Source organism: Qipengyuania sp. GPGPB31 (assembly GCF_038396345.1).
GTDB lineage: Bacteria > Pseudomonadota > Alphaproteobacteria > Sphingomonadales > Sphingomonadaceae > Qipengyuania > Qipengyuania citrea.
This window is the reverse complement of sequence record NZ_CP149572.1, coordinates 904705-927501: the sequence shown is the minus strand read 5'-3', so window position 1 is coordinate 927501 and position 22797 is coordinate 904705. Positions and strand designations below refer to the sequence as shown.

The 22797-nt window shown below is 66.6% G+C and carries 22 protein-coding genes; 18 read left to right on the top strand and 4 right to left on the bottom strand.

Features of this window, described 5'->3' with window-relative positions:
• The first annotated feature begins 103 nt into the window (after window positions 1-103).
• Genes sdhC through WKH79_RS04715 form a run of 4 tightly spaced genes read left to right on the top strand, consistent with a single transcriptional unit; the run spans window position 104 to window position 4038 of the window.
• Window positions 104-484 (top strand): succinate dehydrogenase, cytochrome b556 subunit, encoded by a 381-nt coding sequence (gene sdhC, locus WKH79_RS04730; protein WP_050601334.1) that lies wholly within the window; start codon window positions 104-106, stop codon window positions 482-484.
• A gap of 10 nt (window positions 485-494) precedes the next feature.
• On the top strand, window positions 495-881 hold the full coding sequence (gene sdhD / locus WKH79_RS04725) for a succinate dehydrogenase, hydrophobic membrane anchor protein (protein ID WP_050601152.1): 387 nt from the start codon (window positions 495-497) through the stop codon (window positions 879-881).
• Window positions 881-2725 carry a succinate dehydrogenase flavoprotein subunit gene (gene sdhA, locus WKH79_RS04720; protein WP_341859763.1) on the top strand — a complete coding sequence of 615 codons (1845 nt, stop codon included), beginning with the start codon at window positions 881-883 and terminating at the stop codon, window positions 2723-2725. Before sdhD ends, sdhA begins: the two co-directional genes overlap by 1 nt.
• The gene (locus WKH79_RS04715) at window positions 2725-4038 is read left to right on the top strand and encodes a M20/M25/M40 family metallo-hydrolase (protein WP_341859762.1); all 1314 of its coding nucleotides are present in this window, start codon (window positions 2725-2727) and stop codon (window positions 4036-4038) included. The genes sdhA and WKH79_RS04715 overlap by 1 nt, the downstream gene beginning before the upstream one ends.
• A gap of 6 nt (window positions 4039-4044) precedes the next feature.
• Here WKH79_RS04715 and WKH79_RS04710 read toward each other — a convergent pair whose 3' ends face one another.
• Entirely contained in the window at window positions 4045-4701 is a 657-nt protein-coding gene (locus WKH79_RS04710; RefSeq protein WP_341859761.1) for a peptidylprolyl isomerase, read from the bottom strand.
• A 138-nt stretch (window positions 4702-4839) separates the two neighbouring features.
• Here WKH79_RS04710 and WKH79_RS04705 point away from each other — a divergent pair, with 138 nt between their 5' ends.
• Both WKH79_RS04705 and WKH79_RS04700 read left to right on the top strand, forming a co-directional pair.
• Window positions 4840-5229 (top strand): BlaI/MecI/CopY family transcriptional regulator, encoded by a 390-nt coding sequence (locus WKH79_RS04705; protein WP_230833059.1) that lies wholly within the window; start codon window positions 4840-4842, stop codon window positions 5227-5229.
• Window positions 5226-6977 (top strand): M56 family metallopeptidase, encoded by a 1752-nt coding sequence (locus WKH79_RS04700; RefSeq protein WP_341859760.1) that lies wholly within the window; start codon window positions 5226-5228, stop codon window positions 6975-6977. Before WKH79_RS04705 ends, WKH79_RS04700 begins: the two co-directional genes overlap by 4 nt.
• A gap of 66 nt (window positions 6978-7043) precedes the next feature.
• Here WKH79_RS04700 and WKH79_RS04695 read toward each other — a convergent pair whose 3' ends face one another.
• Window positions 7044-7898: a neutral zinc metallopeptidase gene (locus WKH79_RS04695; protein ID WP_341859759.1), complete on the bottom strand. Its 855-nt coding sequence runs from the start codon at window positions 7896-7898 to the stop codon at window positions 7044-7046.
• Window positions 7899-7986: 88 nt separating this feature from the next.
• Between WKH79_RS04695 and WKH79_RS04690 the strand changes: the two genes are divergently transcribed.
• The 5 genes from WKH79_RS04690 (at window position 7987) to WKH79_RS04670 (ending at window position 12438) form a co-directional block, all read left to right on the top strand.
• Window positions 7987-8742, top strand: a complete 756-nt coding sequence (locus WKH79_RS04690) for a 3-hydroxybutyrate dehydrogenase (protein WP_341859758.1) — start codon at window positions 7987-7989, stop codon at window positions 8740-8742.
• Window positions 8743-8748: 6 nt separating this feature from the next.
• A complete protein-coding gene (locus WKH79_RS04685; protein ID WP_341859757.1) occupies window positions 8749-9111 on the top strand; it encodes a hypothetical protein in 363 nt (120 codons plus the stop codon).
• Between the two features lie 112 nt (window positions 9112-9223).
• Window positions 9224-10687 carry an IMP dehydrogenase gene (guaB, locus tag WKH79_RS04680; RefSeq protein WP_341859756.1) on the top strand — a complete coding sequence of 488 codons (1464 nt, stop codon included), beginning with the start codon at window positions 9224-9226 and terminating at the stop codon, window positions 10685-10687.
• 3 nt (window positions 10688-10690) lie between these two features.
• Complete coding sequence (locus WKH79_RS04675) at window positions 10691-11863, top strand: RsmB/NOP family class I SAM-dependent RNA methyltransferase (protein ID WP_341859755.1); 1173 nt, start codon at window positions 10691-10693, stop codon at window positions 11861-11863.
• Window positions 11864-11931: 68 nt separating this feature from the next.
• Complete coding sequence (locus WKH79_RS04670; RefSeq protein ID WP_156488860.1) at window positions 11932-12438, top strand: tetratricopeptide repeat protein; 507 nt, start codon at window positions 11932-11934, stop codon at window positions 12436-12438.
• 36 nt (window positions 12439-12474) lie between these two features.
• Here the strand turns inward: WKH79_RS04670 and WKH79_RS04665 are convergent, their stop codons facing one another.
• Together WKH79_RS04665 and WKH79_RS04660 are read right to left on the bottom strand one after the other, a co-directional pair.
• Window positions 12475-12951 (bottom strand): RNA pyrophosphohydrolase, encoded by a 477-nt coding sequence (locus WKH79_RS04665; protein ID WP_082835416.1) that lies wholly within the window; start codon window positions 12949-12951, stop codon window positions 12475-12477.
• On the bottom strand, window positions 12948-13898 hold the full coding sequence (locus WKH79_RS04660) for an alpha/beta hydrolase (protein WP_341859754.1): 951 nt from the start codon (window positions 13896-13898) through the stop codon (window positions 12948-12950). Before WKH79_RS04660 ends, WKH79_RS04665 begins: the two co-directional genes overlap by 4 nt.
• Window positions 13899-14076: 178 nt before the next feature.
• Here WKH79_RS04660 and WKH79_RS04655 point away from each other — a divergent pair, with 178 nt between their 5' ends.
• From WKH79_RS04655 to WKH79_RS04625, 7 genes are all read left to right on the top strand, one after another.
• On the top strand, window positions 14077-16080 hold the full coding sequence (locus WKH79_RS04655) for a 2-oxoacid:acceptor oxidoreductase subunit alpha (protein ID WP_341859753.1): 2004 nt from the start codon (window positions 14077-14079) through the stop codon (window positions 16078-16080).
• Complete coding sequence (locus WKH79_RS04650; RefSeq protein ID WP_050601166.1) at window positions 16077-17111, top strand: 2-oxoacid:ferredoxin oxidoreductase subunit beta; 1035 nt, start codon at window positions 16077-16079, stop codon at window positions 17109-17111. Before WKH79_RS04655 ends, WKH79_RS04650 begins: the two co-directional genes overlap by 4 nt.
• A 104-nt stretch (window positions 17112-17215) precedes the next feature.
• Complete coding sequence (locus WKH79_RS04645; protein ID WP_341859752.1) at window positions 17216-17830, top strand: hypothetical protein; 615 nt, start codon at window positions 17216-17218, stop codon at window positions 17828-17830.
• Window positions 17831-17914: 84 nt separating this feature from the next.
• Entirely contained in the window at window positions 17915-18859 is a 945-nt protein-coding gene (locus tag WKH79_RS04640; protein ID WP_341859751.1) for a metal-dependent hydrolase, read from the top strand.
• Between the two features lie 6 nt (window positions 18860-18865).
• Window positions 18866-20260, top strand: coding sequence for a deoxyribodipyrimidine photo-lyase (locus WKH79_RS04635; protein ID WP_341859750.1), 1395 nt, complete (start codon window positions 18866-18868; stop codon window positions 20258-20260).
• 71 nt (window positions 20261-20331) lie between these two features.
• Entirely contained in the window at window positions 20332-21579 is a 1248-nt protein-coding gene (locus tag WKH79_RS04630) for a cyclopropane-fatty-acyl-phospholipid synthase family protein (RefSeq protein WP_341859749.1), read from the top strand.
• Window positions 21579-22787, top strand: a complete 1209-nt coding sequence (locus WKH79_RS04625) for a serine hydrolase (RefSeq protein ID WP_341859748.1) — start codon at window positions 21579-21581, stop codon at window positions 22785-22787. The genes WKH79_RS04630 and WKH79_RS04625 overlap by 1 nt, the downstream gene beginning before the upstream one ends.
• The last annotated feature ends 10 nt before the right edge of the window (window positions 22788-22797 follow it).

The window sequence follows — 22797 nt, the reverse complement described above, 5'->3', positions numbered from 1 at the left end:
CCTATTCGAAAAAATTGCGCATCTTGTCGAGGCCCCCCGCCTTGTCACGCACGATCACATCGCTAAGGGAGGCGTTCCAAATTGTTTCTATCGGAAGATCACCATGGCCAACCGCCCGATGGCGCCGCACTTGCAAGTCTGGAAATGGGGTCCGCACATGGCGGTCTCGATCCTGCACCGTATCACCGGCGACGGGATGGCACTGGTCGGTCTGGGCGTGCTGCTGTGGTGGCTGGGCGCGATGGCCGCGGGGCCGGGCGCGTATGAAACCTTCGCCACCATCATGGGATCGCCGCTGGGCATGGTCGTTCTGGTCGGGCTCTCGTGGGCCTTTTTCACCCACATGATGAGCGGCCTGCGCCACTTCGTGCTCGACATCGGTGCCGGTTACGAGCTTGAAACCAACAAGACCTGGTCGATCCTCGCGCCGCTGATCGGCATTCTTCTCACTGCGGGCTTCTGGGCCCTCATCCTGCTTCGCTAAGGGCTACACCATGGGTAACGGAACCTCGATCGGACGCGTGCGCGGGCTCGGCTCGGCGCATGAAGGCGCGCATCACTGGCTGGTGCAGCGCTTCACCGCCATCGGCAATCTGGCGCTGATGCTGTTCCTTGCGTTCAGCCTCGCGCTCTTGCCCGACTATTCCTACGGCACGGTTGCCGGCTGGGCGGCGCAGACGCTGCCGGCCACTGCGCTGGCACTGCTGATCATTTCCGTCTTCTGGCACGCACGCCTCGGCCTGCAGGTGCTGATCGAAGACTATGTCCACGACGCCGGGACCAAGTTCGGCGTCATCGCCCTTCTCAACCTTGCAACCATCGGCGGCGGCGCCTTCGGTCTCGTATCGATTGCCCGCCTCGCCCTTGGAGGAGCCGCCTGATGGCCCGTACCGAAACCTTCAGCATCAATGGCCGCGAATACCCGATCACCGACCATACCTATGACGTGGTCGTCGTGGGGGCCGGCGGCTCGGGCCTGCGGGCCACGATGGGCGCCGCCGAAAGCGGCCTCAAGACCGCCAACATCACCAAGGTCTTCCCGACGCGTTCGCACACCGTCGCCGCGCAGGGCGGGATCGCCGCCAGCCTCGGCAACAACACGCCCGACCACTGGTCGTGGCACATGTACGACACCGTCAAGGGGTCGGACTGGCTGGGCGACCAGGACGCGATCGAATATCTGGTGCGCGAAGCGCCGCAGGCGGTTTACGAGCTGGAGCACGCCGGCGTGCCCTTCAGCCGCAACGACGACGGCACGATCTACCAGCGCCCGTTCGGCGGGCACATGCAGAACATGGGCGAAGGCCCGCCGGTGCAGCGCACCTGCGCCGCCGCCGACCGGACCGGTCACGCCATGCTGCACGCGCTCTACCAGCAGAGCCTGAAATACGCCGCGGACTTCTTCATCGAATATTTCGCGCTCGACCTCATCATGAAGGACGGCGCGAATGGCGAGAAGGAATGCGTCGGCGTGATCGCCATGTGCCTCGACGACGGCACGATCCACCGCTTCCGTTCGAAGGCGGTGGTGCTGGCAACCGGCGGCTATGGCCGCTGCTACTTCACCGCCACCAGCGCGCATACCTGCACCGGCGACGGCGGCGGCATGGTGCTGCGCGCAGGCCTGCCGATGCAGGACATGGAATTCGTCCAGTTTCACCCCACCGGCATTTACGGTGCGGGCGTGCTCATCACCGAGGGCGCACGCGGCGAGGGCGGCTACCTTACCAATTCGGAAGGTGAGCGGTTCATGGAACGCTATGCGCCGAGTGCGAAGGACCTCGCCAGCCGCGACGTCGTCAGCCGCTCGATGGCGCTGGAAATGCGCGAAGGCCGCGGTGTGGGTCCGGAAAAGGACCACATCTACCTCCATCTCGACCACATCGATCCGACCGTGCTCGGCCAACGCCTGCCGGGGATCACCGAGAGCGGCAAGATCTTCGCCGGGGTCGACCTGACCCGCGAACCGCTGCCCGTCACCCCGACGGTGCATTACAACATGGGCGGCATCCCCTGTAACTATCACGGCGAAGTGATGGCGGGCGACAAGAACGATCCCGAAAAGATCGTCCCCGGCCTGTTCGCGGTGGGCGAAGCTGCCTGCGTTTCGGTCCACGGCGCGAACCGCCTCGGTTCGAACTCGCTGATCGACCTCGTGGTGTTCGGCCGCGCGACCGGCCACCGCCTCAAGGAACTGATCAAGCCGGGCACCAGCCATGACGAACTGCCCAAGGACAGCGCCGAACTGTCGCTCGGCCGGCTCGACCATTTCCGCTATGCCGATGGCGGCACGCCGACGGCTGAGCTGCGTGCGGACATGCAGAAGACCATGACCCGCCATGCCGCGGTGTTCCGCGACAGCAAGCTGATGGCCGAGGGCGTGGAAAACCTGAAGCAGATCAACAAGCGGATGGAGGACGTGAAGGTCTTCGACCGCTCGCTGATCTGGAACAGCGATCTGATCGAGACGCTCGAGCTCGACAATCTGATGGCGCAGGCCAATGTCACCATGGCGAGCGCGGAAAACCGCAAGGAAAGCCGCGGCGCGCATGCGCATGAGGATTTCCCCGACCGTAACGACGCCGAATGGATGAAGCACACCATCGCCTGGTTCGATGGCTGGGGTGGCAGCGGCGGCGGGGTGAAGATCGACTACCGCCCGGTCCACGAATACACGCTGACCGACGATGTGAAGTACATCGAGCCGAAGAAGCGGGTTTACTGATGCGGGCGGGGGCGCTCGGCTTCGTCGCGGGTCTCGCGGCGCTGCTTGCCGCCCCCGTCTCCGCGCAGCTCAGCAATGCAGAAGAGGTCATGGTCGAGACCGTCGCGGACGGGTTCGAGGATGACGTTGCGCTGCTCGAGCGGATCACGCTGATCAATTCGGGTTCGCACAATCATGCGGGCGTGAAGGCGGTGGCCGATGTGCTGGCGCCCGAATTCGCGGCGCTGGGCTTTGACGTCGAATGGATCGACCAATCGGCGCAGGGGCGCGCAGGCCACCTGTTCGCGCGGCACGAAGGCGTGCCGGGCACCACGAAGATGCTGCTGATCGGTCATCTCGACACGGTGTTCGAACCCGGTTCGCCCTTCACCGGCTTCGTCCGCGAGGGCGACCGTGCGGTCGGGCCGGGCGTGGTTGACGACAAGGGCGGCATCGTGGTGATCCTCGCCGCGCTGCGCGCCATGCAGGCGGCTGGCACGCTCGAGGGTGCGAACATCGTCGTCGCGCTGACCGGCGACGAAGAGGATGCGGGCGAACCGCTGGAAGCCGCGCGCCGCGACCTGGTCGAGGCGGGCAAATGGGCCGATGTCGCGCTGGGTTATGAAGGACTCTCGGTGCTGGACGGCAAGGACGCAGGCGTGATCGCGCGGCGCTCGTCGGGCAGCTGGACGCTGACTACGCGCGCGGGCAGCGGGCACAGCTCGGGTATCTTCTCAGACCATGCGGGCTATGGCGCGATCTATGAAATGGCGCGCATCCTCGATGCCTTCCGGCGCGAATTGCCCGAGGAAAACCTCACCTACAACGTCGGCTTCATGGCGGGCGGAACCCCCGCCGAGCTGGGCGAGGACGGCCTTTCCGCCACCACCAGCGGCAAGACCAACATCATCCCCTCGCACGCCATTGCCCGCGGCGATCTGCGCGCGCTGACGGGTGAACAGAACGAGCGGGTCGCCGAGAAGATGCGCGCCATCGTCGCGCAGCACCTGCCGGGGACCGAGGCGACCATCGCGATCGAGTTCCGCTATCCGCCGATGGCGCCGACCGCGGGCAATGCCGCGCTGCTCGCCCGGCTCAATGCGATCAACGCCGATCTCGGGCGCGAGGCGATGCAGCCCTATCCCCCGTCGCGCCGCGGGGCAGCCGATATCAGCTTCGTTGCGCCCTATACGGTCGGTCTTGCGGGCATGGGCCCCGCGGGCAGCGGCAGCCATGCCGAGGGCGAGTCGATCGACCTGCGCTCGATCGTGCGGCAGGCCCAGCGTTCGGCGATCCTGATCAGCCGGCTCGCCCGCGAACCGTCGCCGCAATAGCCGCGGTCATTCCGCGGGTGCTGCGGCGCTCTCCACCCGGCGCATTTCGACGATCTCGACGGGCTCGGCCAGCAATTGGCCCTTCATCCAGCCTTCGCCCTTGTCGGGATCGATCGGCGCGGCATGGATCGCATGGACCACTTCCATCCCGTCCACCACATAACCGAACACCGCAAAGCCCAGCTGCAGGTTCGGGTCGCTCGAGGCGGGATTGGCATCGAGCCCGGTCTGGTCCTTGATCATGATCGAGAAGTCGCCCGTCGCGGTGCCAGGCTCGTAGCGTGCCATCGACAGCGCGCCGTCGGTATGACTGAGCCCGGTTTCGGTGGTCGGTTCATGCGCGATCGGGTCGCGCACGCGGTCGGGGTGCATCTGCGTACCGCCCTGCAGCAGGCCGTTGGGCGGTTCGCCCCAATCGAGATGCATCGCGCGGTAGAATTTCGTCCCGTCGAACCGGTCCTCGTCGACATAGTGCAGGAAATTGCCCGCGGTGATCGGCGCGCGTTCGGTCTCCAGCGCAACCGTGATGTCGCCCATGGTCGTCTCGATCACGACGCGCTGCGTGGCGTAGTCGCGCGGAGGCGGGGCGGGCGGATCGTCCTGCGCGGCCAGCGGACTGGCCAGGACAGCGAACGAGGCGAGCAGGGGAAGAAACCGGGTCATCGGTCAAGAGTGATATGTCGTTGGTCGAGAAGCAAGCGCGTTTGCCCGATATTGATCCATGGTGCAGGTTTACAACCGTAGTCATTGCGGCTACAGACGTAATCGTCACACCATGCGTGGCGGAACGAGGAGGCGGGAATGGCCAAGCGCAGCAACGGGCCGGGCGAACGGATCAGCGAAGCGGAGCATGCCATCATGGAAGTGCTGTGGGATCGCAACCCGATCTCCGCCGCCGAGGTCTGCGACGCGATCTGCGCCGAGCGCGACTGGTCGATCCCGACGGTCAAGACGCTGCTCAGCCGGCTGGTCCAGAAGGAGGCTGTGGGTACCGAGCCCGAGGGTCGCAAGTTCCTCTACCGCCCGCTGATCGCACGGTCGGACTATGTCGGCGGGGAAAGCCGCCGGCTGGTCGACCGGCTGTTCGGCGGCCGCGCCGCCCCGCTGTTCGCGCAGCTCGCCGAAAGCGAGGCGCTGACCGATGACGATCTGTCCGAAATCGAGGCGCTCTTGAGGGAGATGCGCAAATGACCGAACTGCTTCGCCAGTATTGGCACTGGTTCCTGTTCGACACGCTGGTGTGGACGGGCGCCCTGATCGTTCTGGCGCTGCTGCTGCGGCGCCCGGTGGCGCGGCACCTGGGGGCGGGGGCTGCCTATGCACTGTGGTTCCTGCCGCTGGCGCGCCTGCTGTTCCCGCCGGTTACGCTGCCGTCCTGGATGCAGCCGCTGTCGTCCACTACCCCGCCGCCCGCGCCCGAGCTGGCGCTGTCCCCCGCCGCCGCCGGGGGGTTCGCCGATAACGCACTCGTCGCGCCGGTATCGCCCGTGCCGATGGATGCGCCGATCGACCTGCTGACCCCGCTGCTGATCCTGTGGCTCGCCGGGGCCGCGATCTTCATGACGCGGCGGTTCTGGCTCTATGGCCAGCTGCGCCGCGAACTGCTCGAAGAGGCGCGTCCGGTGGGCGAGGTGGGCGCCATCCGCCTGATCGAAACCCCGGCGATTTCGGGGCCGATGGCATTCGGTGTCTTCGACAAGGTCGTCGCGCTGCCCGATGGTTTCATGGCCAGCCGCGAGCGCCTGGTCCGCGACCTCGCGATCGCGCATGAGCTGGCGCATCACCGCGGCCACGACATCCTCGTCAACGTCCTCGTCCAGCCGCTGTTCGCACTCCACTGGTTCAATCCGCTGGGGTGGATGGGCTGGTCGGCCATGCGCCGCGACCAGGAGGCGGCCTGCGATGCCCGGGTGGTGGCCAGCCGCAGCCGCGACGAGCGCGCCGCCTATGCCGCGATCATCGCCGATTTCGCCCGCCGACCGCAAATCGCGCCCCGCCCCGCACTGGCGGCGCCGATGGCGTGCCCCGTGTTGGGGGACAAGTCGATCATCCACCGGCTGCGCAGCCTGCCGATGACCGACCATTCGCGCCGCCGCCGGCTTGCCGCGCGCGGCGTGGTCGCCGCTGCGCTGCTCGCGCTGCCGATGACCGCGAGCATCGGGTATGCCGAGACGGTGACGGCCCCGGAGGAACGGGCATCCACGCCTATGCCGCCCGCTGCGCCGCAGTCGCCTGCGGCTGTCGCGCCGCCTGCGGCGGACTGGGCTCCGCCGCCGCCGCCCGAACCTGTCGCTCCGCCACCTGCGCCGCAAAGCAAGCGCGAATTCGTCGCGGCGCTGGAGCGCACGATCGAGCGCGAATTCGAAAGCGCCGAACGCGATCTGGAACGCGCCGAGCGCGAGCTCGAACGGGCCCGCCGGACCATGGCCAGCGTCGAGCGCAATCCCGAGCGGCATGCGCGCTGGAACGGCAAGGTCTGGGACGAGATGAACGACAAGGAACGGCGCGCGTTCAAACGCGAAATGGCCGAACTGCGCGAGACGCTGGCGGAGGACGGCAGGCTGGCCCGCGAAACCGAGCGGAAGTCTGCTTTGAAAGTCACGGACAAGGCCGAAGCGCGCCGCGAGGTGAAGATCGCGATGGCCGAGGCCCAGGCCGACGCTGCGCAAATGAGCGCCGAAGCGGTTGCCGTTCGCGCAGTGGCGAATGCGCCGCAGGTCGTGATGAAGTGCCTCGACAAGAACAGCCCCGTGACCACCAAGGTCGACAGCGCGGGCCGCGTGACGATGTATGTCTGCGAAAGCTACGGGCAGAAATTGGCGCTTACGACGCTGAAGAGCGTTCGCAAGGCCATCGCCGCTGATCGCAGCATGTCCGCGGCGGACCGGGCCGAGGCGCTCGGCGAAATTGACGCCGAACTCGCCGAATTGGCGCGCTGATCAGCCACCGCGTGACGGCGAGGACGCGGCCCATGCGCCGCGCCCGCCCGCCTCGACAGCGCTTGATCAGCCGATATTGGTGATCCGGTCGCAGGCGCGGTCATCGCCCTGCAGGCCCAGCCGCAGGGCATCGCTGCGCTGCTGCGAGGTGCCATGCGTGAAGTTCTCCGACGAGATCCGTCCGCCCGTCAGCCGGTCGTCGCCGATCGCGGCGGCAGCGTTCATGCCTTCCTCGATATCGCCCGGCTCGATCAGATTGCGGTTCTTGCCCGCCCAGACCCCGGCATAGCAATCCGCCTGCAATTCCATCAGCACCTGCAGCTGGTTGGCCCGGCTCGGGTTCTGCTGCTGCGCGCTGCGGATCTGTCCCGAAATGCCGGTGATCGTCTGGATATGGTGGCCATATTCATGCGCCAGCACGTAATAACGCGCAAAATCGCCGCCCGCGCCGAGCTGGCGTTCGAGCGTGTCGTAGAAGCTGGTGTCGATGTAGATCGTCTGGTCGGCGGGGCAGTAGAACGGCCCCATCGCCGACGTGCCGTTGCCGCACCCGGTGCGGACCCCGCCGCCGCCGTAAAGGTCCAGCGTGGGCTGCTGGAACTGGTCGCCGTAGCCCTGCGCGTCGAAGGTCGCCGCCCAGGTCTGGTTGAGCGATTGCAGCCCGTTGCAGGCTTCCAGCGCATATTCGCTGCTGGTGCACACTTCCTGTTCGTCGGTGTTGGCCGGGCCTGCCTGCTGCTGGCCCTGCTGCACGCCTTCGACCATGCCCGCAGTCTGCATCGGGTCCAGCCCGAAGACGAAATAGCCGATCGCCGCGATCACGATCGTGCCGCAGCCGATCCCGCCCGCCTTGCCGCCGGGGACACCGCCGCCGCTCGATCGTACGTTGATATTGTTGGTGTTGAACGGATTGAGCCGCATGTCTTCCCCCGATGTCTGGCCGCTTTACAGCCGCTGGTATGTGCGCGATGGCCGCAATGAACAGTTTCTACAACGCCCGGAGGCCCAAATGTTTCTTGCCGGCAAGCGCGCGCTCGTCACCGGATCGACCAGCGGTATCGGACTCGCGATTGCGCGGTCGCTGGCTGCCGAAGGGGCGACGCTGATCCTCAATGGTTTCGGCGATGCGGCCGTGACCGCGGAGCTGTGCGAAGAGCTCGGCGCGACGCATTCGGGCGCCGACCTGACCGATCCCGCGCAGATTGCCGCGATGATGGATGCGGCGGGCGAAATCGACATCCTCGTCAACAATGCGGGCATGCAGCATGTCGCGCCGGTCGAGGATTTCCCGGTGGAGAAGTGGGATACGATCATCGCGCTCAACCTGACCGCCGCGTTCCACACCACGCGGCTCGCCGTGCCCGCGATGAAGCGGAAGGGCTGGGGCCGGATCATCAACACCGCCAGCGCGCATTCGAAGGTCGCCAGCCCGTTCAAGGCGGCCTACAATTCGGCCAAGCACGGGCTCGACGGTTTCACCAAGACGATCGCGCTCGAACTGGCCGAGCACGGCGTGACGGCGAACTGCGTCAGCCCCGGCTATGTCTGGACCCCGCTGGTGGAAAGCCAGATTCCCGATACGATGAAAGCGCGCGGGCTGACCCGCGAGCAGGTCATCAACGATGTGCTGCTCGTCAAGCAGGCGACCAAGAAGTTCGTCCAGCCCGAGGAAATCGGCGCGCTGGTCGCTTTCCTGTGCCGCGACGAGGCCCAGAACGTCAACGGCGCGAACTGGAGCGTCGATGGCGGCTGGACCGCGGAATAGCAGCGCATGCCCGTGTCGCTGACGCTGTTCCTCGCGGCGATGGCTGCCAGCCTGATGGTAAGCGGCGCCGCTGCCATCGCCGCGCTGCGCGAGCCGGCACTGGGGCTGAAACCGCTATGGGCACTGCTCGCGCTGACCGGGCTGGGCGGGGCGGCGCTGGCGCCGGCTGTGCCCGGCGCGCTTTACTGGTTTCTCGGCATGGCGCTCCCGACCGCCTCGTTCAGCGCCGCTGCCGGAAGCTGGCAGCCCGAAGTGCTGCGGGTGCTGTTCCCCTTCGGTGCGCTTGCGGTGCTCGTCCGGATCGCGGTTCACCGCCGGCGGCAACGGGTGTCTCGCGGACGGGATGGCGCGCTGGCCGGGCGCCGCTAGGCGACCGGTGCGATGCGCCGGCTGGCACCGCGCGGTTATGGGCACTAGCTAGTTTTCCAAACCGTCGTTACATGGGCCGCCACATTTCTCCCCCCGGCAGGCGATTCTCCACGTGGCACATTTCGACATCCCCCTCGGTCTTACTTTCGACGACGTGCTCCTGCGTCCTGCCGAGAGCGATATCCTGCCTTCGCTGGCGAACACCGCCACGCGGCTGACGCGCGATATCGGGCTCAGCATCCCGGTGGTGTCCAGTGCGATGGACACGGTGACCGAGGCCGACATGGCAATTGCCATGGCGCAGCTTGGCGGGATTGGCGTGCTGCACCGCAATCTCGAAGTCGACGAACAGGTCGCTGCAGTGCGCGCGGTCAAGCGGTATGAAAGCGGCATGGTGGTCAATCCGATCACCATCCACCCCGAAGCCACGCTGGGCGAGGCGCAGGACATCATGTCCGTCAACCGCATCAGCGGTATCCCGGTGACCGATCGCGACGGCAAGCTGGTCGGGATACTGACCAATCGCGACGTCCGCTTTGCCGAGAACCCGCGCCAGCCCATCGGCGAGTTGATGACGACCGAGAACCTCGCCACCGTGCCGCTCGGCACCGGGCAGGAAGAGGCACGGCGGCTGCTCCATCAGCGGCGGATCGAAAAGCTGCTGGTGGTCGATGATGCGGGGCGCTGCGTCGGGCTGATCACGGTCAAGGATATCGAGAAGGCGGTCGCCTATCCCGATGCCACCAAGGACCCCACCGGGCGCCTGCGCGTCGCTGCCGCGACCACCGTGGGCGACAAGGGCTTCGAACGCACCGAAGCGCTGATTGATGCCGAGGTCGATGTGGTAGTGATCGACACTGCGCATGGCCACAACATGGATGTCGCGCGCGCGGTCGAACGGGTGAAGAAGCTGTCGAACAGCGTGCAGGTGATCGCGGGCAATGTCGCCACTGCCGAAGCGACCAAGGCGCTGGCCGGCGCCGGCGCCGATGCGGTCAAGGTCGGGATCGGCCCCGGCTCGATCTGTACCACGCGCGTGGTCGCCGGCGTCGGCGTGCCGCAGCTGACCGCGGTGATGGACAGCGCCGAGGCGGCCGAGGAATATGGCATCCCGGTCATCGCCGATGGCGGTCTGCGCGCGAGCGGCGATGCCGCCAAGGCGCTGGCTGCCGGCGCAAGCACGGTGATGGTCGGTTCGATGCTGGCCGGGACCGAGGAAGCGCCCGGCGAGACCTTCATCTACCAGGGCCGCAGCTACAAGGCCTATCGCGGCATGGGCAGCGTGGGCGCGATGGCGCGCGGCAGCGCCGACCGTTATTTCCAGGCCGATGTCAGCCAGCAGAAGCTGGTCCCCGAAGGGATCGAGGGGCAGGTCCCTTACAAAGGCCCTGCCGCGGCGGTCGTCCACCAGCTGGTCGGCGGGATCAAGGCGGCGATGGGCTATACCGGCAGCGCCACGATCGAGGATCTGCGCAAGCGCGCGCAATTCGTACGGATCACCAATGCCGGGTTGGCCGAAAGCCATGTCCACGACGTGGCGATCACCCGCGAAGCGCCCAACTATCCGACGCGCTAGGCCATGACGCCCGCTGCCCGGGTCCAGACCGCGATCGAGCTGCTCGACAGGATCGTCGAGGCCGCGCGCGCAAAAGCCGCGCCCGCCGACCGGATCCTCGCCGAATGGTTCCGCAGCAACCGCTTTGCCGGGTCGAAGGACCGGCGGGCGATCCGCGAACTGGTCTATGCCGCGATCCGCGCCTGCGGCCCGGTCCCCGCGACCGGCCGCGCGGCGATGCTGCGGCTGGCGCAGGACGATCCGGCGATCGCGCTGCTGTTCGACGGATCGCACTACGGCCCCGCGCCGCTGGCCGACAACGAGCCGGTGGCCGAGGGCGGGGTCGCGCCGCGCTGGTTGGTCGACCGGCTCGCCGCCTCGGGCATGGACGGCACCGATGCGGCCGCGTTGCTCGACCGGGCTCCGCTCGACTTGCGGGTCAACACGCTCAGGGCCGAGCGCGCCACGCTCGCCTTGCCCGAAGCCGCCGTGCCCACCGCCGCGCCGCATGGCCTGCGGCTCGCCACCGGCACCCCGGTCGAGCAATGGGACGCCTTCCGCGCGGGCGCGATCGAAGTGCAGGACACCGGCTCGCAGCTGGCTTGCCTCGCAGCGGCTACACGGCCCGGCGAAACGGTGGTCGATCTATGCGCGGGCGGGGGTGGCAAGACGCTCGCGCTCGCAGCGGCGATGGACAACCAGGGACGGCTCGTCGCCTCCGATACCGATCGCGGCCGCCTGTCCCGGCTCGCTCCGCGCGCCGAACGGGCAGGCGCGACCTGCATCGAGACCTTGCTGCTCGACCCCCGGCGCGAAATGGAAGCGCTCTCCGGATTGGCCGGACAGGCCGACACTGTGCTGGTCGACGCCCCCTGTTCGGGCACGGGGACCTGGCGGCGCAATCCCGAAGCGCGCTGGCGACTGGACGAGGCCGAACTGGCGCGGCTGGCCGAGCTGCAGGCCTATCTGCTCGACATCGCGGCGCAGCTCATCAAGCCGGGCGGCCGGGTGGTCTATGTCACCTGCTCGCTGCTCGACGAAGAGGGCGCGGGGCAGTTCGAAGCCTTCCTCGCGCGGCATCCGCAGCTGCAGCCGCAGGCCATGGCGCTGCCACTGGGGCAGGCGCGCGGCCAAGGGATCCGGCTCGCACCGGCGCATGACGGGACCGACGGATTTTTCATCGCCTGTGCAGGGTGAACGTGTTAGCCATTTAGATTATGGCTGATGTGCCACCTTTTCGACGGACGACCCCGCTGGAGACGATCATGCGTTTTGCCCCTGCCGCTGCTGCCCTTTCCCTGGCGCTGGCCGTGACATCGAGCGTTGGCTGGGCCGGGAACGACGCGCCCGAGCCGCGAGCGGGCGTGCTGATCGCCAAGGGCGAAACCGCGCTGGCGCAAGGCGATACGCAGGGGGCGATCGACGCCTTCGAGGCCGCGCTGGCGGTCGACCCGGGCCACACGCCGATCTTCCTGCGACTGGCCGAAGCCGCCCGCGCCGACGGGCTGCAGGGCAAGGCGATCCGCTATTACCGCGAAGCGCTGACGCGCGAGCCGCGCAATCTGGCCGCGATTGCGGGCGAGGGCGAGGCGCTGGTCGAAAAGGGCGCGGTCGAAATGGCCAAGGGCAGCCTGGCCAAGCTGGAATCGCTGTGCGGCGAAAGCTGCCCCGAAACACAGACGTTGTCGGCAACCATCGCGGCCGGTCCGCCGGCGCGGGTGCAAACCGCTGAAGCGTTGCTGCCCGACGCCGCGGTGCCGCAGTCGAACTGACCGGATACCCCGGCAGCGGTCGCCGCGGCGGGTCCGTCAGACCAGTTCGCGGAAAGCCTCGACCACCGCGCGATACACGCGTTTCTTGAACGGCACGATGAGGTCGGGAAGCTGTTCCGCCTCGACCCATTTCCAGTCGCAGAATTCGGGCGGGTCATGTGCCTCGAGATCGATATCGGTATCGCTGCCCGCGAACCGCGCGAGGTACCAGACCTGCTCCTGCCCGCGGAAACGGCCGCCCCACAGCTTGCCGATCAGTTCTTCGGGCAGGTCGTAACGGATCGGTTCGTCCAGCGCCTTGAGGATAGTGACATGCTCGCTCCGCACGCCGGTTTCCTCGTGCAGTTCGCGCAGCGCGGCCTCGCGCAGGTCCTCGCCGTCATCGACGCCGCCCTGCGGCATCTGCCACCAGTCGCCTTCCTTGTTGTCGATCCGGCGGCCGACGAAGACCTTGCCGTCGCTGTTGACCAACATCACGCCCACGCAGGGACGGTAACCGAGCCCATCGCTCACCTGTATCGCTCCACCATCAGTTTCACGGCGTCGAGAAACGCCTCGAGATCCTTCTGTCCGCTCGGTATCGCTTTTCTCAGCGTGGTAAAGCCGTGAACGATGCCGGGGAACTCGAGAAACACGGTTTCCGTGCCGAGTTGCACCAGATGTGCGGCGTATTCCCGTCCCGAATCGCGCAGCGGGTCGAGTCCGGCGGTGCACACCACGGTCGGCGGCGTGTCGGCACAGTCGCCCACCATCGGAGTGTGCCGCGGGTCGCTCGCATCGCCGCCATATTGCGAGGTGAACCAGGCCATCGCCGCGCCGGTCAGCAGGAAGCCCTCGGCGAACATCGCCAGGCTCCGGTGCTGGCTCAGATCGCTGGCGACGGGGTAGATCGGCGCCTGGACGATCACGGGGACGTCGGCGGGCTCGTTGGTCAGCTGGTTGGTGGTGACGATCGTCAGATTGCCGCCCGCGCTGTCGCCGGTGATGACCAGCCCGGTGATTTCGCGCCCCAGTTCGGCAGGCGAGGAAGCGACCCAGCGCGCGGCCGCTTCGCAATCGTCGGGCGCAGCGGGGAAGGGGTGTTCGGGGGCCAGCCGGTAGTCGACCGAGACCACCGGCAGGTCGAGATGGTGCGCGATCTCGGTGCACAGCGCATTGTAAACTACCAGATCGCCGATGACGAAGCCCCCGCCGTGGAAGAACAGCACGCAGGGCCCGGGTTCGCGCTCTGCGCGCGGATCGTAGAAGCGCAGCGGGATCGGGCCGGCGGGACCGGGGCAGGTGAGGTCCTTCTGCACCGCCATCGCGCGCGGCTCGGCTTCGGCCAGGGCGCCCATGGCGCGCATCTGTTCGCGGCCTTCCTGTGCGCCGACCTCTTCGACACCCTTGCCGCCCATCGCTTCGAGCATGTCGAGGAAGCCGCGCACGTCGTCGCGGACATAATGTTCTGTATCGGCCATGTCGTTCTCTCTCCAAAATCCGTTGCGTTTTGGAACTTAGCGTGTTTGGAGCGCTTTTCCATGAGGCTTTTTCGGCCTAGCAGAGAAACTTCATTGCGAGAGAATGGGGCGCGGCCTAGGTGGCGCTTCCAATTGGAAACGGCGCCGCCGGTGGGTGGCGCAGACAAGGATGACCCGGATGGCTACAGCCGCCACGGCGCCGCAGGACGGCCTCCCCGAAACCCCCGAAAGCGTAGTCGTGCGCTTCGCCGGCGACTCCGGCGACGGCATGCAGCTGACCGGTGGGCAGTTCACGCTGTCGACCGCGCTCGCGGGGAACGACCTGGCCACCTTCCCCGATTTCCCCGCGGAAATCCGCGCGCCGCAGGGCACGCTGTTCGGCGTTTCCGCGTTCCAGATCAATTTCGGCAGCCGCGAAATCAACACCGCGGGCGACGCGCCCGACGTGCTGGTGGCGATGAACCCCGCCGCGCTGAAGGTGAACCTCGCCGCGCTCAAGCCCGGCGGGCTGATCATCGCCGATACCGGCGCCTTCACCAAGCGCAACCTCGAGAAGGCGAAATACGACGCCAATCCGCTCGAAGATGGCAGCCTGGGCAAGTTCGACCTGCTGGCCTTCGACATCAGCGAGAAGACGATCGAGGCGGTCAAGCCCTACGGCCTTGGCAACAAGGACGCGCTGCGGTCGAAGAACATGTGGACGCTGGGCCTTGCGCTGTGGATGTTCGATCGTCCCCGCGACCCGATCCACGACTGGCTGAAGAGCAAGTTCAAGTCCAAGCCCGAGATCGCCGATGCCAATATCGCAGCGCTCGACGCGGGGCATGCCTATGGCGAAACGGCGGAACTCGCGGGGCCGCTGAAGCAGGTCCATATCGATCCGGTTCCGTCCAAGCCCGGCCTCTATCGCACCGTCACCGGTGCCGAAGCGGTCAGCCTGGGGCTGGTTGCCGGCGCGCAGCTGGCCGAACTGCCAATGTTCTTCGGCGGTTATCCGATCACGCCGGCTTCGGCGATCCTGCACCACCTTGCGCGGCTCAAGGAATTCGACGTCACCACCTTCCAGGCGGAAGACGAGATCGCTGCGGTCTGCGCCGCGATCGGCGCCAGCTATGCGGGCAGCCTCGGCGTGACCAGTTCGTCGGGCCCGGGGATCGCGCTCAAGACCGAAGCGATCGGGCTCGGCATCATGACCGAACTGCCGCTGGTGATCGTCAATTCGCAGCGCGGTGGCCCTTCGACCGGCCTGCCGACAAAGACCGAGCAGAGCGATCTCTACCAGGCGGTCTACGGCCGCAACGGCGATGCGCCGATGCCGGTCATCGCCGCCAGCAGTCCGTCGGACGCGTTCGATGTCGCAATCGAGGCCTGCCGCATCGCGGTGCAGTACATGACCCCGGTGATGCTGCTGACCGACGGTTATATCGCCAATGCCGCCGAACCGTGGAAGGTGCCCGACCCGGCCAGCTACACGCCGTTCCCGGCCAGTTTCCTGACCGAAAAGAACGCGCAGGACGACGAAGGCGAGGGTGTCTTCCTGCCCTACAAGCGCGACGCCAAGGGCGCGCGTCCCTGGGTCAAGCCGGGTACGCCGGGGCTGATGCACCGCATCGGCGGGATCGAGAAGCACGAGCTGACCGGCAATATCGACTATTCGCCCGACAACCACCAGCGCATGACCGATGCGCGCAAGAACAAGATCGAAGGCATCACCGTGCCCGACCAGGAAGTCTGCCTCGGCGAGACTTCGGGCAAGCTCGCGGTGGTCGGCTGGGGTTCGACCTATGGCCCGATCCACCGCGCGGTCGACAATGCGCGCCGCAAGGGGCTCGATGTCAGCCATATCCACGTTCGCCATATCTGGCCGATGCCGGCCAATCTCGGCGACCTGCTCCGCAGCTTCGAACACGTGCTCGTGCCCGAAATGAATACCGGGCAGTTCAAGACCGTGCTGCGCGACCAGTTCCTCGTCGATGCCGTGCCGCTGACCAAGACCAGCGGCCAGCCGTTCCAGATTGCCGAGCTCGAAGAGGCCATCGGCAAGTATTTCGATGGTATCGATGGCAATGAAGGCGGGCAGGTGTCGGTCAATGACGACCAGCTGCCGCATCTGGAAACCGGACATGACGACGGCTCGCTGAAAGACCAGGCCTCGCCGCAATCGCAGGAGCACAGCTCGTGAACGCACCAGTGAAAATCGAAACCACGCTCAAGGACTGGGAAACCGACCAGGAAGTCCGCTGGTGCCCGGGTTGCGGGGACTATGCGATCCTCAAGGCGGTGCAGCGCACGCTGCCGCAGCTGGGCGCGGACCCGGCCAACACCGTCTTCATCAGCGGGATCGGCTGTTCGAGCCGCTTCCCCTATTACGTCGAGAGCTACGGCTTCCACACGATCCACGGCCGCGCGCCCGCGTTCGCCACGGGCGCGAAGCTGGCCAATCCCGATCTCGACATCTGGCTGGTGACCGGCGACGGCGACGGCCTGTCGATCGGCGGCAACCATCTGATGCACGTCCTTCGCCGGAACGTGAACATGCAGATCATGCTGTTCAACAACGAGATCTACGGTCTCACCAAGGGCCAGGCCTCGCCCACCAGTCGCGAGGGCACCAAGTCGCCCTCGACCCCGATCGGCAGCTACGACCATCCCGCCCGTCCCGCCGCATTCGCGCTGGGTGCCGGGGCGCGCTTCGTCGGCCGCGGTTTCGACGTGTCGAAGCACCTGCCGGATGTGCTCAAGGCCGCCCATGCACACGAAGGCGCCGCCTTCATCGAGATCTTCCAGAACTGCATCGTCTACAACAAGGACGTGTTCAACGATTTCGCCGCCCCCAAGGGCGCCGAAGACCAGCAGCTGTGGCTCGAAAACGGCAAGCCGATGCTGTTCGCGAAGGATGCCAAGGGCATTGCGCTCAACCGCGACACGCTCAACCTCGAAGTGGTCGATGTCGTCGATGGCGACTGGGAAGCCGCGGGGGTGATCGTGCACGACGTCACCAACCGCTCGATCGCGCACATGCTCGTCGAGATGCCCTTCGGCCCGTTCCCGATGGCGCTGGGCGTGCTGTACGACGATCCGCGCCCGACCTTCGAGGCTGCTGTGCTGGCCGAGAAGGCCGCCGCAAGCGCAGGCAAGGAGGCCAATCTGGCCAAACTGCTGGGCCAGGGCCAGACCTGGACCGTCGACGGGACCGCGCAAGACCCGGTCTGACGCATCCGGCGATCGGTTTCGCGCGAGGCGGACCGATTGCGGTGCGGCTTCGTTGGTTGGACATTCCCCTGCCGCCGGCAGGACGTTCAACCAATGGAGGACACATGACCATTCTGAAGAAAACGACCGCGCTTTCCACACTTGCCCTGGCGCTTGCCGCTTGCGGGGACGACGTCGCCGAAGATCCGGTGGTCGGCAGCGAAATGGCCGATGTCGAGACCGCCGCGACTGCCGAATACGACCCGATGACGCGCGACTACGCGCTCTCGGACGACGCGCAGACGCGCCGCGACGCATTCGACGCGGATGCATTTCGCAGCGAATATGACGGCTACCGCGACGAGGTTGCGGCGGAGCAGGTCGCAAATGCCGACGAGGCAGCGATCGCAGCCGACATGAGCGAGGACGAGCGGAGCGAAATGGAAGCCGCCTCGCAGGAGCGTGACGCAGACACCAACATGCGCCGGCGCCAGAACATGACCTGGGGCTATCTCGACCGGAACGATGACGACCAGCTTTCGGTCGCCGAATATGCGATCTGGGCCATCCCGCTCGATCCGCAGCATGAAGCGCTCAACGACCAGGGCGAGCCCGAGCTGAAGGCGGAAACGATCAACAAGGCTGCCGACAGCTTTTTCTATTACGATACCGACGGCGACACCTATCTCGACCGGCGCGAATTCACGTCCGCCCGCCGCGGCGAAAACTTCGATTCCTGATTCTCAGGCAATCGGCTTGACAAGGGCGGCGGGGCAACCTGCCGCCCTTTCCTTTTGGGCGGGGCGGGCTATCACTCGCGCGCAATGGACAATCTCACACACAGCCTCGTCGGGGCATTGATCGGGCAGGCGGGGCTCAAGCGGAAGACCGGGCTGGCGATGCCTGCGCTGATTATTGGCGCAAACCTGCCCGATGTCGATGCGGCCTGTTTCTTCTGGCTCGAAGGAGTCGAACACCTCGGCTTCCGCCGCGGCATCACGCATGGTCCGCCCGCCATGCTGCTGCTGCCGCTGATGCTGGCGGGCCTGCTCTACGGCTTCGACCGCTGGCAGGCGAAACGCGGCAAGCGCCCGGAGGCGCGGCTTCCGGTCAGGTTCAAGTGGCTCTACGCGCTAGCGCTGCTCGGCTGCCTGACGCATCCCGCGCTCGACTGGCTCAATGTCTACGGCATCCGCCTGCTCGAGCCGTTTTCCTCGCGCTGGTTCTACGGCGACACGCTGTTCATCATCGATATCTGGCTGTGGCTGCTGATGGGCTTTGCCACATGGTTCTCGCTCCGGCGGCAAAAGCGGGGTGGGGAGTGGCGCAGGCCGGCACGCGCGGCGCTCGCGGCGGCGCTCGCCTATATCGGGCTCAACGCCATGATCACCGCAGCCGACGAAAACGCGCTCGACGCCAGCCCGACCGGGACCGCAACCGTGATCGCCAGCCCGGTGCCGTTCAACCCGCTCGCGCGCGAGATGATCAGCGGCGGCAACGGGCTGTACACGCTCGGCGAAGACACCACGCTGCCCGGGGTCCCGCTCGACCGGTGCGATCTGGCAGCGGCGCGGGCAGGCGATAGCGCGGTCGACGCCTTCCTGTTCTGGGCACGCACCCCGCTGATCGAGCCGCGCGAGGATGGCTCGCTGTGGCTGCGTGATGCGCGCTTCTACGATCCGCGGGTGGGCGATCGCTTTTCGGTCGAACTGCCCGCGGGGGTCTGCCCCGGCGTGCAAACGGAACCCACGCCAGCACCCGGCGGTTAGAACGGCATGACTGCACCCCACATCGTCTGGCTGCGGCGCGATCTGCGCATGGCCGATCATCCCGCGCTGTATGCCGCCGCGCAAGCCGGACCCGTCATTCCGGTCTACGTCCTCGACGACGACCGCGCGGGCGACCATGCCTATGGCGGGGCGTCGAAGGTCTGGCTGCATCATTCGCTCGAAAGCCTCGGCAAGAGCTATGGCGCGCACAATTCGAGGATCGTGCTGCGCCGGGGCGACGCCACGCAGGTGCTTGCCGCGCTGGCCGACGAAACCGGCGCCACCTGCATCCACGCGATGCGCCACTACGAGCCATGGTGGAAGGAAGCCGAAGACGAACTGCGCGACGCGTTGGGCGGGGACAGGCAATTGTGCCTCTACGACGGCAACTACCTGCTTCCGCCCGGCAGCGTGACCACCGGTTCGGGCGATCCCTACAAGATTTACACTCCGTTTGCGAAATCCATGCTGGAGGTTATGCCTCCGCGCGACCCGCTGCCAGAGCCCGAGACGCTGTCTTCGCCCGATAGCTGGCCCGAAAGTGACGAACTGGCTGATTGGTCGCTCCTGCCCACGAAGCCCGACTGGGCTGGCGGCATTCGCGAATTCTGGGACTTCGGCGAACAGGCGGCGCATGACCGGCTCGACTGGTGGGCCGATGTGGTGGGCGATTACGACGAGGGCCGCAATCTGCCGTCCGAAGACACCACCTCGCGCCTCTCGCCGCATCTGCACTGGGGCGAGATCAGCCCCGCGCAGGTCTGGCACAGGCTGAAAGACAAGCGCAGCGACGGCTGGAACACCTTCGCCAAGGAGGTGATCTGGCGTGATTATGCGCAGAACGTGATCGACCAGTTCCCCGATTACCCGCGCGAAAGCTACCGCGACTACGACGAGCGCACGCTGTGGCGGAACCCCAATGCGGGACATCTGATCGCGCAGGACTTCGCGTGCTGGCAGAAAGGCATGACCGGCTATCCGGTGGTCGATGCGGGCATGCGGCAGCTGTGGCAGACCGGCTGGATGCACAACCGCGTGCGGATGATCTGCGCCAGCTTCCTGGTGAAGCACCTGCTGATCGACTGGCGCTTCGGCGAACAGTGGTACTGGGACTGCCTAGTCGATGCCGATTACGGCAACAACGGTGTCAACTGGCAGTGGATTTCGGGCACCGGGGTCGACAGCAACATGTTCGTGCGCATCATGGCCCCGCTGACGCAGAGCGAGAAATTCGATGCGGCAGGCTATATCCGTGAATATGTCCCCGAACTGGCCGGGCTTGGCGATGACGAGATCCACGATCCTCCCGAAGACCGGCGCGGCGATTACCCGGCCAAGGTGATCGGCCACCGCGAAGCGCGCGAGCGCGCGCTGGAAGCCTATCGCAGCGCAAAGGGCTGATCCGCCGCCGCGGCGCAGCGGTGAATGCCGCGGGCTTGTGAACGACAGATCGCCGAGCCATAGCGCGGACGATGGATATGCCGACCACCTCCCGCGGGCGCGAGCTTGTCGCCGGATCGCAGCGTTTCGTTCGCAGGCCCGGTCTGGTCGCGCGGCTGGTTGCGCCCGGCATCGGCAAGATCATCGACCGGATCGACCGGGCGCTGGTTAGCGGCGCGATCCATGCCACGCTGCCCGACGGCACGCGGCGCACCGTCGGCGGGCGTTCGCCGGGCTTCGAATGCACGGTCGAACTGCGCAGCTGGAACGCGCTGGTGCGGCTGGCCAGCAATGGGTCGGTCGGCTGGTACCAGGCGTGGGAAGCCGGCGAATGGTGGAGCCCGGATCCGGTGCCGCTGTTCGCCCTGTTCATGCAGCATGCGCAGCACCTGGGCGATACTGCACGGGCCAAGGGGCCGTTCCGCCACGCGCTGAAGCTGGCGCATCTGTTCAATCGCAACACCCCGCAGGGCGCGCAGAAGAACATCAGCGCGCATTACGATCTGGGCAATGATTTCTACGCTGCCTGGCTTGATCCGACGATGAGCTATTCCTCGGCGCTGGCACCGGCGGACGACGGGCTGGAGGCGGCGCAGCGGCGCAAGTGCGGTGCGCTTGCCGGCCGGATCGGGGAAGCGTCCAGCGTGCTCGAAATCGGCTGCGGCTGGGGCGCGCTGGCGGCAAGCCTGGCCGCGCAGGGCCGCAGGGTGACCGCGATCAGCCTGTCCGACGAGCAATTGGAGTGGGCGCGCAGCCATCATCCGGACGTGGCCGAGTTCCGCAAGCAGGATTACCGCTACTGCGACGGCCGCTACGACGCCATTGTCAGCGCCGAAATGGTCGAGGCGCTGGGCCGCGAATACTGGCCGACCTTCATGGACTGCATCGCACGCAATTTGCGCGCCGGGGGCCGCGCGGCGATCCAGTATATCTCGATCCGCGACGATCTGTTCGACGCCTATGCGCGAAGTGCGGATTTCATCCAGGCCTATATCTTCCCCGGCGGGCTGCTGATCCGCACCAGCGAATTTCGCCGCCTTGCCGAGGAACGCGGACTTGCATGGCAGGACCAGCACGATTTCGGCCACGATTATGCCGATACGCTGCTGCACTGGCGCCGGAACTTCGATAGGGCAGTGGCGGAGGATCGCCTGCCGCAGGGTTTCGATCGGGAATTCTGCGACTTGTGGCGATATTATCTGATGTATTGCGAAGGCGGGTTCCGCGGGGGCGGGATCGACGTCCACCAGGTTACACTGGTGAAAGAGGGAGAGAAATGATGCGCGGACTTATGATTTCGGTGGCGGCACTGGCGCTGGTCGGCTGCGGCACGGCCTATGGCGATGGTGGCACCGCCACGGCGACGGCGGTTCCGCCGCCTGCAGTGACCCAGTCGATGCCTGAGCAGATGGCCAGCCTCGATCCCAGCGACTCGATCCTGTTCTGGAGTGATGAGCGCCGCTCGGCAGTGTTCCGCGACATGGAAGGATCGTTCCCCGGGCTCGAGGTCGCGCCTGCCAGTACGGTTCGCGAATTGCCGCGCAGCGCAGCGCCGCTGCCTGCCTCGCTGCAGGCCGAACTGCGCGAATACATGGCCGAAACGCAGGCTGCCGGCCTGATGGTGCTCAAGGACGGCGAAGTGCTGTTCGAGGATTACGGTCTGGGTTTCGGCCCGACCGGACGCTGGACCAGCTTCTCGGTCGCCAAGAGCTTCACGTCCACGCTGCTGGGGGCGGCGATCGCCGATGGTGCGATTGCCAGTGTCGACACGCCGGTAACCGAGATCATCCCCGCACTGGCGGGCACCGCCTATGACGGCGTCAGCGTCGGCCAGATCGCCACCATGACCTCGGGCGTGGCATGGAACGAGGATTACACCGATCCCGACAGCGACGTTGCCAAGATGCTGGCGGTCGCCCCGGTTGCGGGCGAATCTCAGGCGGTCACCTACGCGCGCACGCTGACGCGCGAGGCGCCCGCTGGCGAAAAGTGGGTCTACAAGACGCTCGAAACCAATCTGCTCGGGCTGATCGTCGAACAGGCGACCGGCCAGTCGCTGGCCGCCTATGCCGCGGAAAAGATCGTCGAACCCGCGGGCTTCGAAGGTGGCCTGTTCTGGATGCAGGATCTCACCGGCGGCAATATCGGTGGCTGCTGCCTGTCGCTGCGGCTGGCCGACTATGCGCGCATGGGCCAGTTCGCGCTGGAGGGCGGGGCGGGCACCGTACCCGCAGGCTGGTTCGCCACCGCCGGTTCGCCGCTGGTCGACTTCGCACCGCAGGCGCCCGGCTTCGGCTATGGGTACCAGTGGTGGACCTATCCTGGCAGCATGTACGGCGCGCAGGGCATCTTCGGCCAGGCGATCACCATCGTCCCGCAGGAACAATTGGTGGTGGCCGTGGTCAGCAATTGGGAAACCGCGACCAGCGGTGCGAACCGCGACGGCTTTCGCGCTCTGATCGGCAAGATCGTCGCGGCGGCTGAGTAACCGGCCGGTG

Excerpts from the sequence above, each read along its gene's own strand:
- WKH79_RS04705 (WP_230833059.1), top strand. The coding sequence starts at position 4,840 with ATGGCCAAGCGCAGCAACGGGCCGGGCGAACGGATCAGCGAAGCGGAG.
- WKH79_RS04630 (WP_341859749.1), top strand. The coding sequence starts at position 20,332 with ATGGATATGCCGACCACCTCCCGCGGGCGCGAGCTTGTCGCCGGATCG.
- WKH79_RS04625 (WP_341859748.1), top strand. The coding sequence starts at position 21,579 with ATGCGCGGACTTATGATTTCGGTGGCGGCACTGGCGCTGGTCGGCTGC.
- WKH79_RS04695 (WP_341859759.1), bottom strand. The coding sequence starts at position 7,898 with ATGCGGCTCAATCCGTTCAACACCAACAATATCAACGTACGATCGAGC.
- WKH79_RS04715 (WP_341859762.1), top strand. The coding sequence starts at position 2,725 with ATGCGGGCGGGGGCGCTCGGCTTCGTCGCGGGTCTCGCGGCGCTGCTT.
- WKH79_RS04685 (WP_341859757.1), top strand. The coding sequence starts at position 8,749 with ATGCCCGTGTCGCTGACGCTGTTCCTCGCGGCGATGGCTGCCAGCCTG.
- WKH79_RS04690 (WP_341859758.1), top strand. The coding sequence starts at position 7,987 with ATGTTTCTTGCCGGCAAGCGCGCGCTCGTCACCGGATCGACCAGCGGT.
- sdhA (WP_341859763.1), top strand. The coding sequence starts at position 881 with ATGGCCCGTACCGAAACCTTCAGCATCAATGGCCGCGAATACCCGATC.
- WKH79_RS04670 (WP_156488860.1), top strand. The coding sequence starts at position 11,932 with ATGCGTTTTGCCCCTGCCGCTGCTGCCCTTTCCCTGGCGCTGGCCGTG.
- sdhD (WP_050601152.1), top strand. The coding sequence starts at position 495 with ATGGGTAACGGAACCTCGATCGGACGCGTGCGCGGGCTCGGCTCGGCG.
- WKH79_RS04640 (WP_341859751.1), top strand. The coding sequence starts at position 17,915 with ATGGACAATCTCACACACAGCCTCGTCGGGGCATTGATCGGGCAGGCG.
- WKH79_RS04660 (WP_341859754.1), bottom strand. The coding sequence starts at position 13,898 with ATGGCCGATACAGAACATTATGTCCGCGACGACGTGCGCGGCTTCCTC.
- WKH79_RS04710 (WP_341859761.1), bottom strand. The coding sequence starts at position 4,701 with ATGACCCGGTTTCTTCCCCTGCTCGCCTCGTTCGCTGTCCTGGCCAGT.
- WKH79_RS04645 (WP_341859752.1), top strand. The coding sequence starts at position 17,216 with ATGACCATTCTGAAGAAAACGACCGCGCTTTCCACACTTGCCCTGGCG.
- WKH79_RS04675 (WP_341859755.1), top strand. The coding sequence starts at position 10,691 with ATGACGCCCGCTGCCCGGGTCCAGACCGCGATCGAGCTGCTCGACAGG.
- WKH79_RS04635 (WP_341859750.1), top strand. The coding sequence starts at position 18,866 with ATGACTGCACCCCACATCGTCTGGCTGCGGCGCGATCTGCGCATGGCC.
- WKH79_RS04700 (WP_341859760.1), top strand. The coding sequence starts at position 5,226 with ATGACCGAACTGCTTCGCCAGTATTGGCACTGGTTCCTGTTCGACACG.
- sdhC (WP_050601334.1), top strand. The coding sequence starts at position 104 with ATGGCCAACCGCCCGATGGCGCCGCACTTGCAAGTCTGGAAATGGGGT.
- WKH79_RS04655 (WP_341859753.1), top strand. The coding sequence starts at position 14,077 with ATGGCTACAGCCGCCACGGCGCCGCAGGACGGCCTCCCCGAAACCCCC.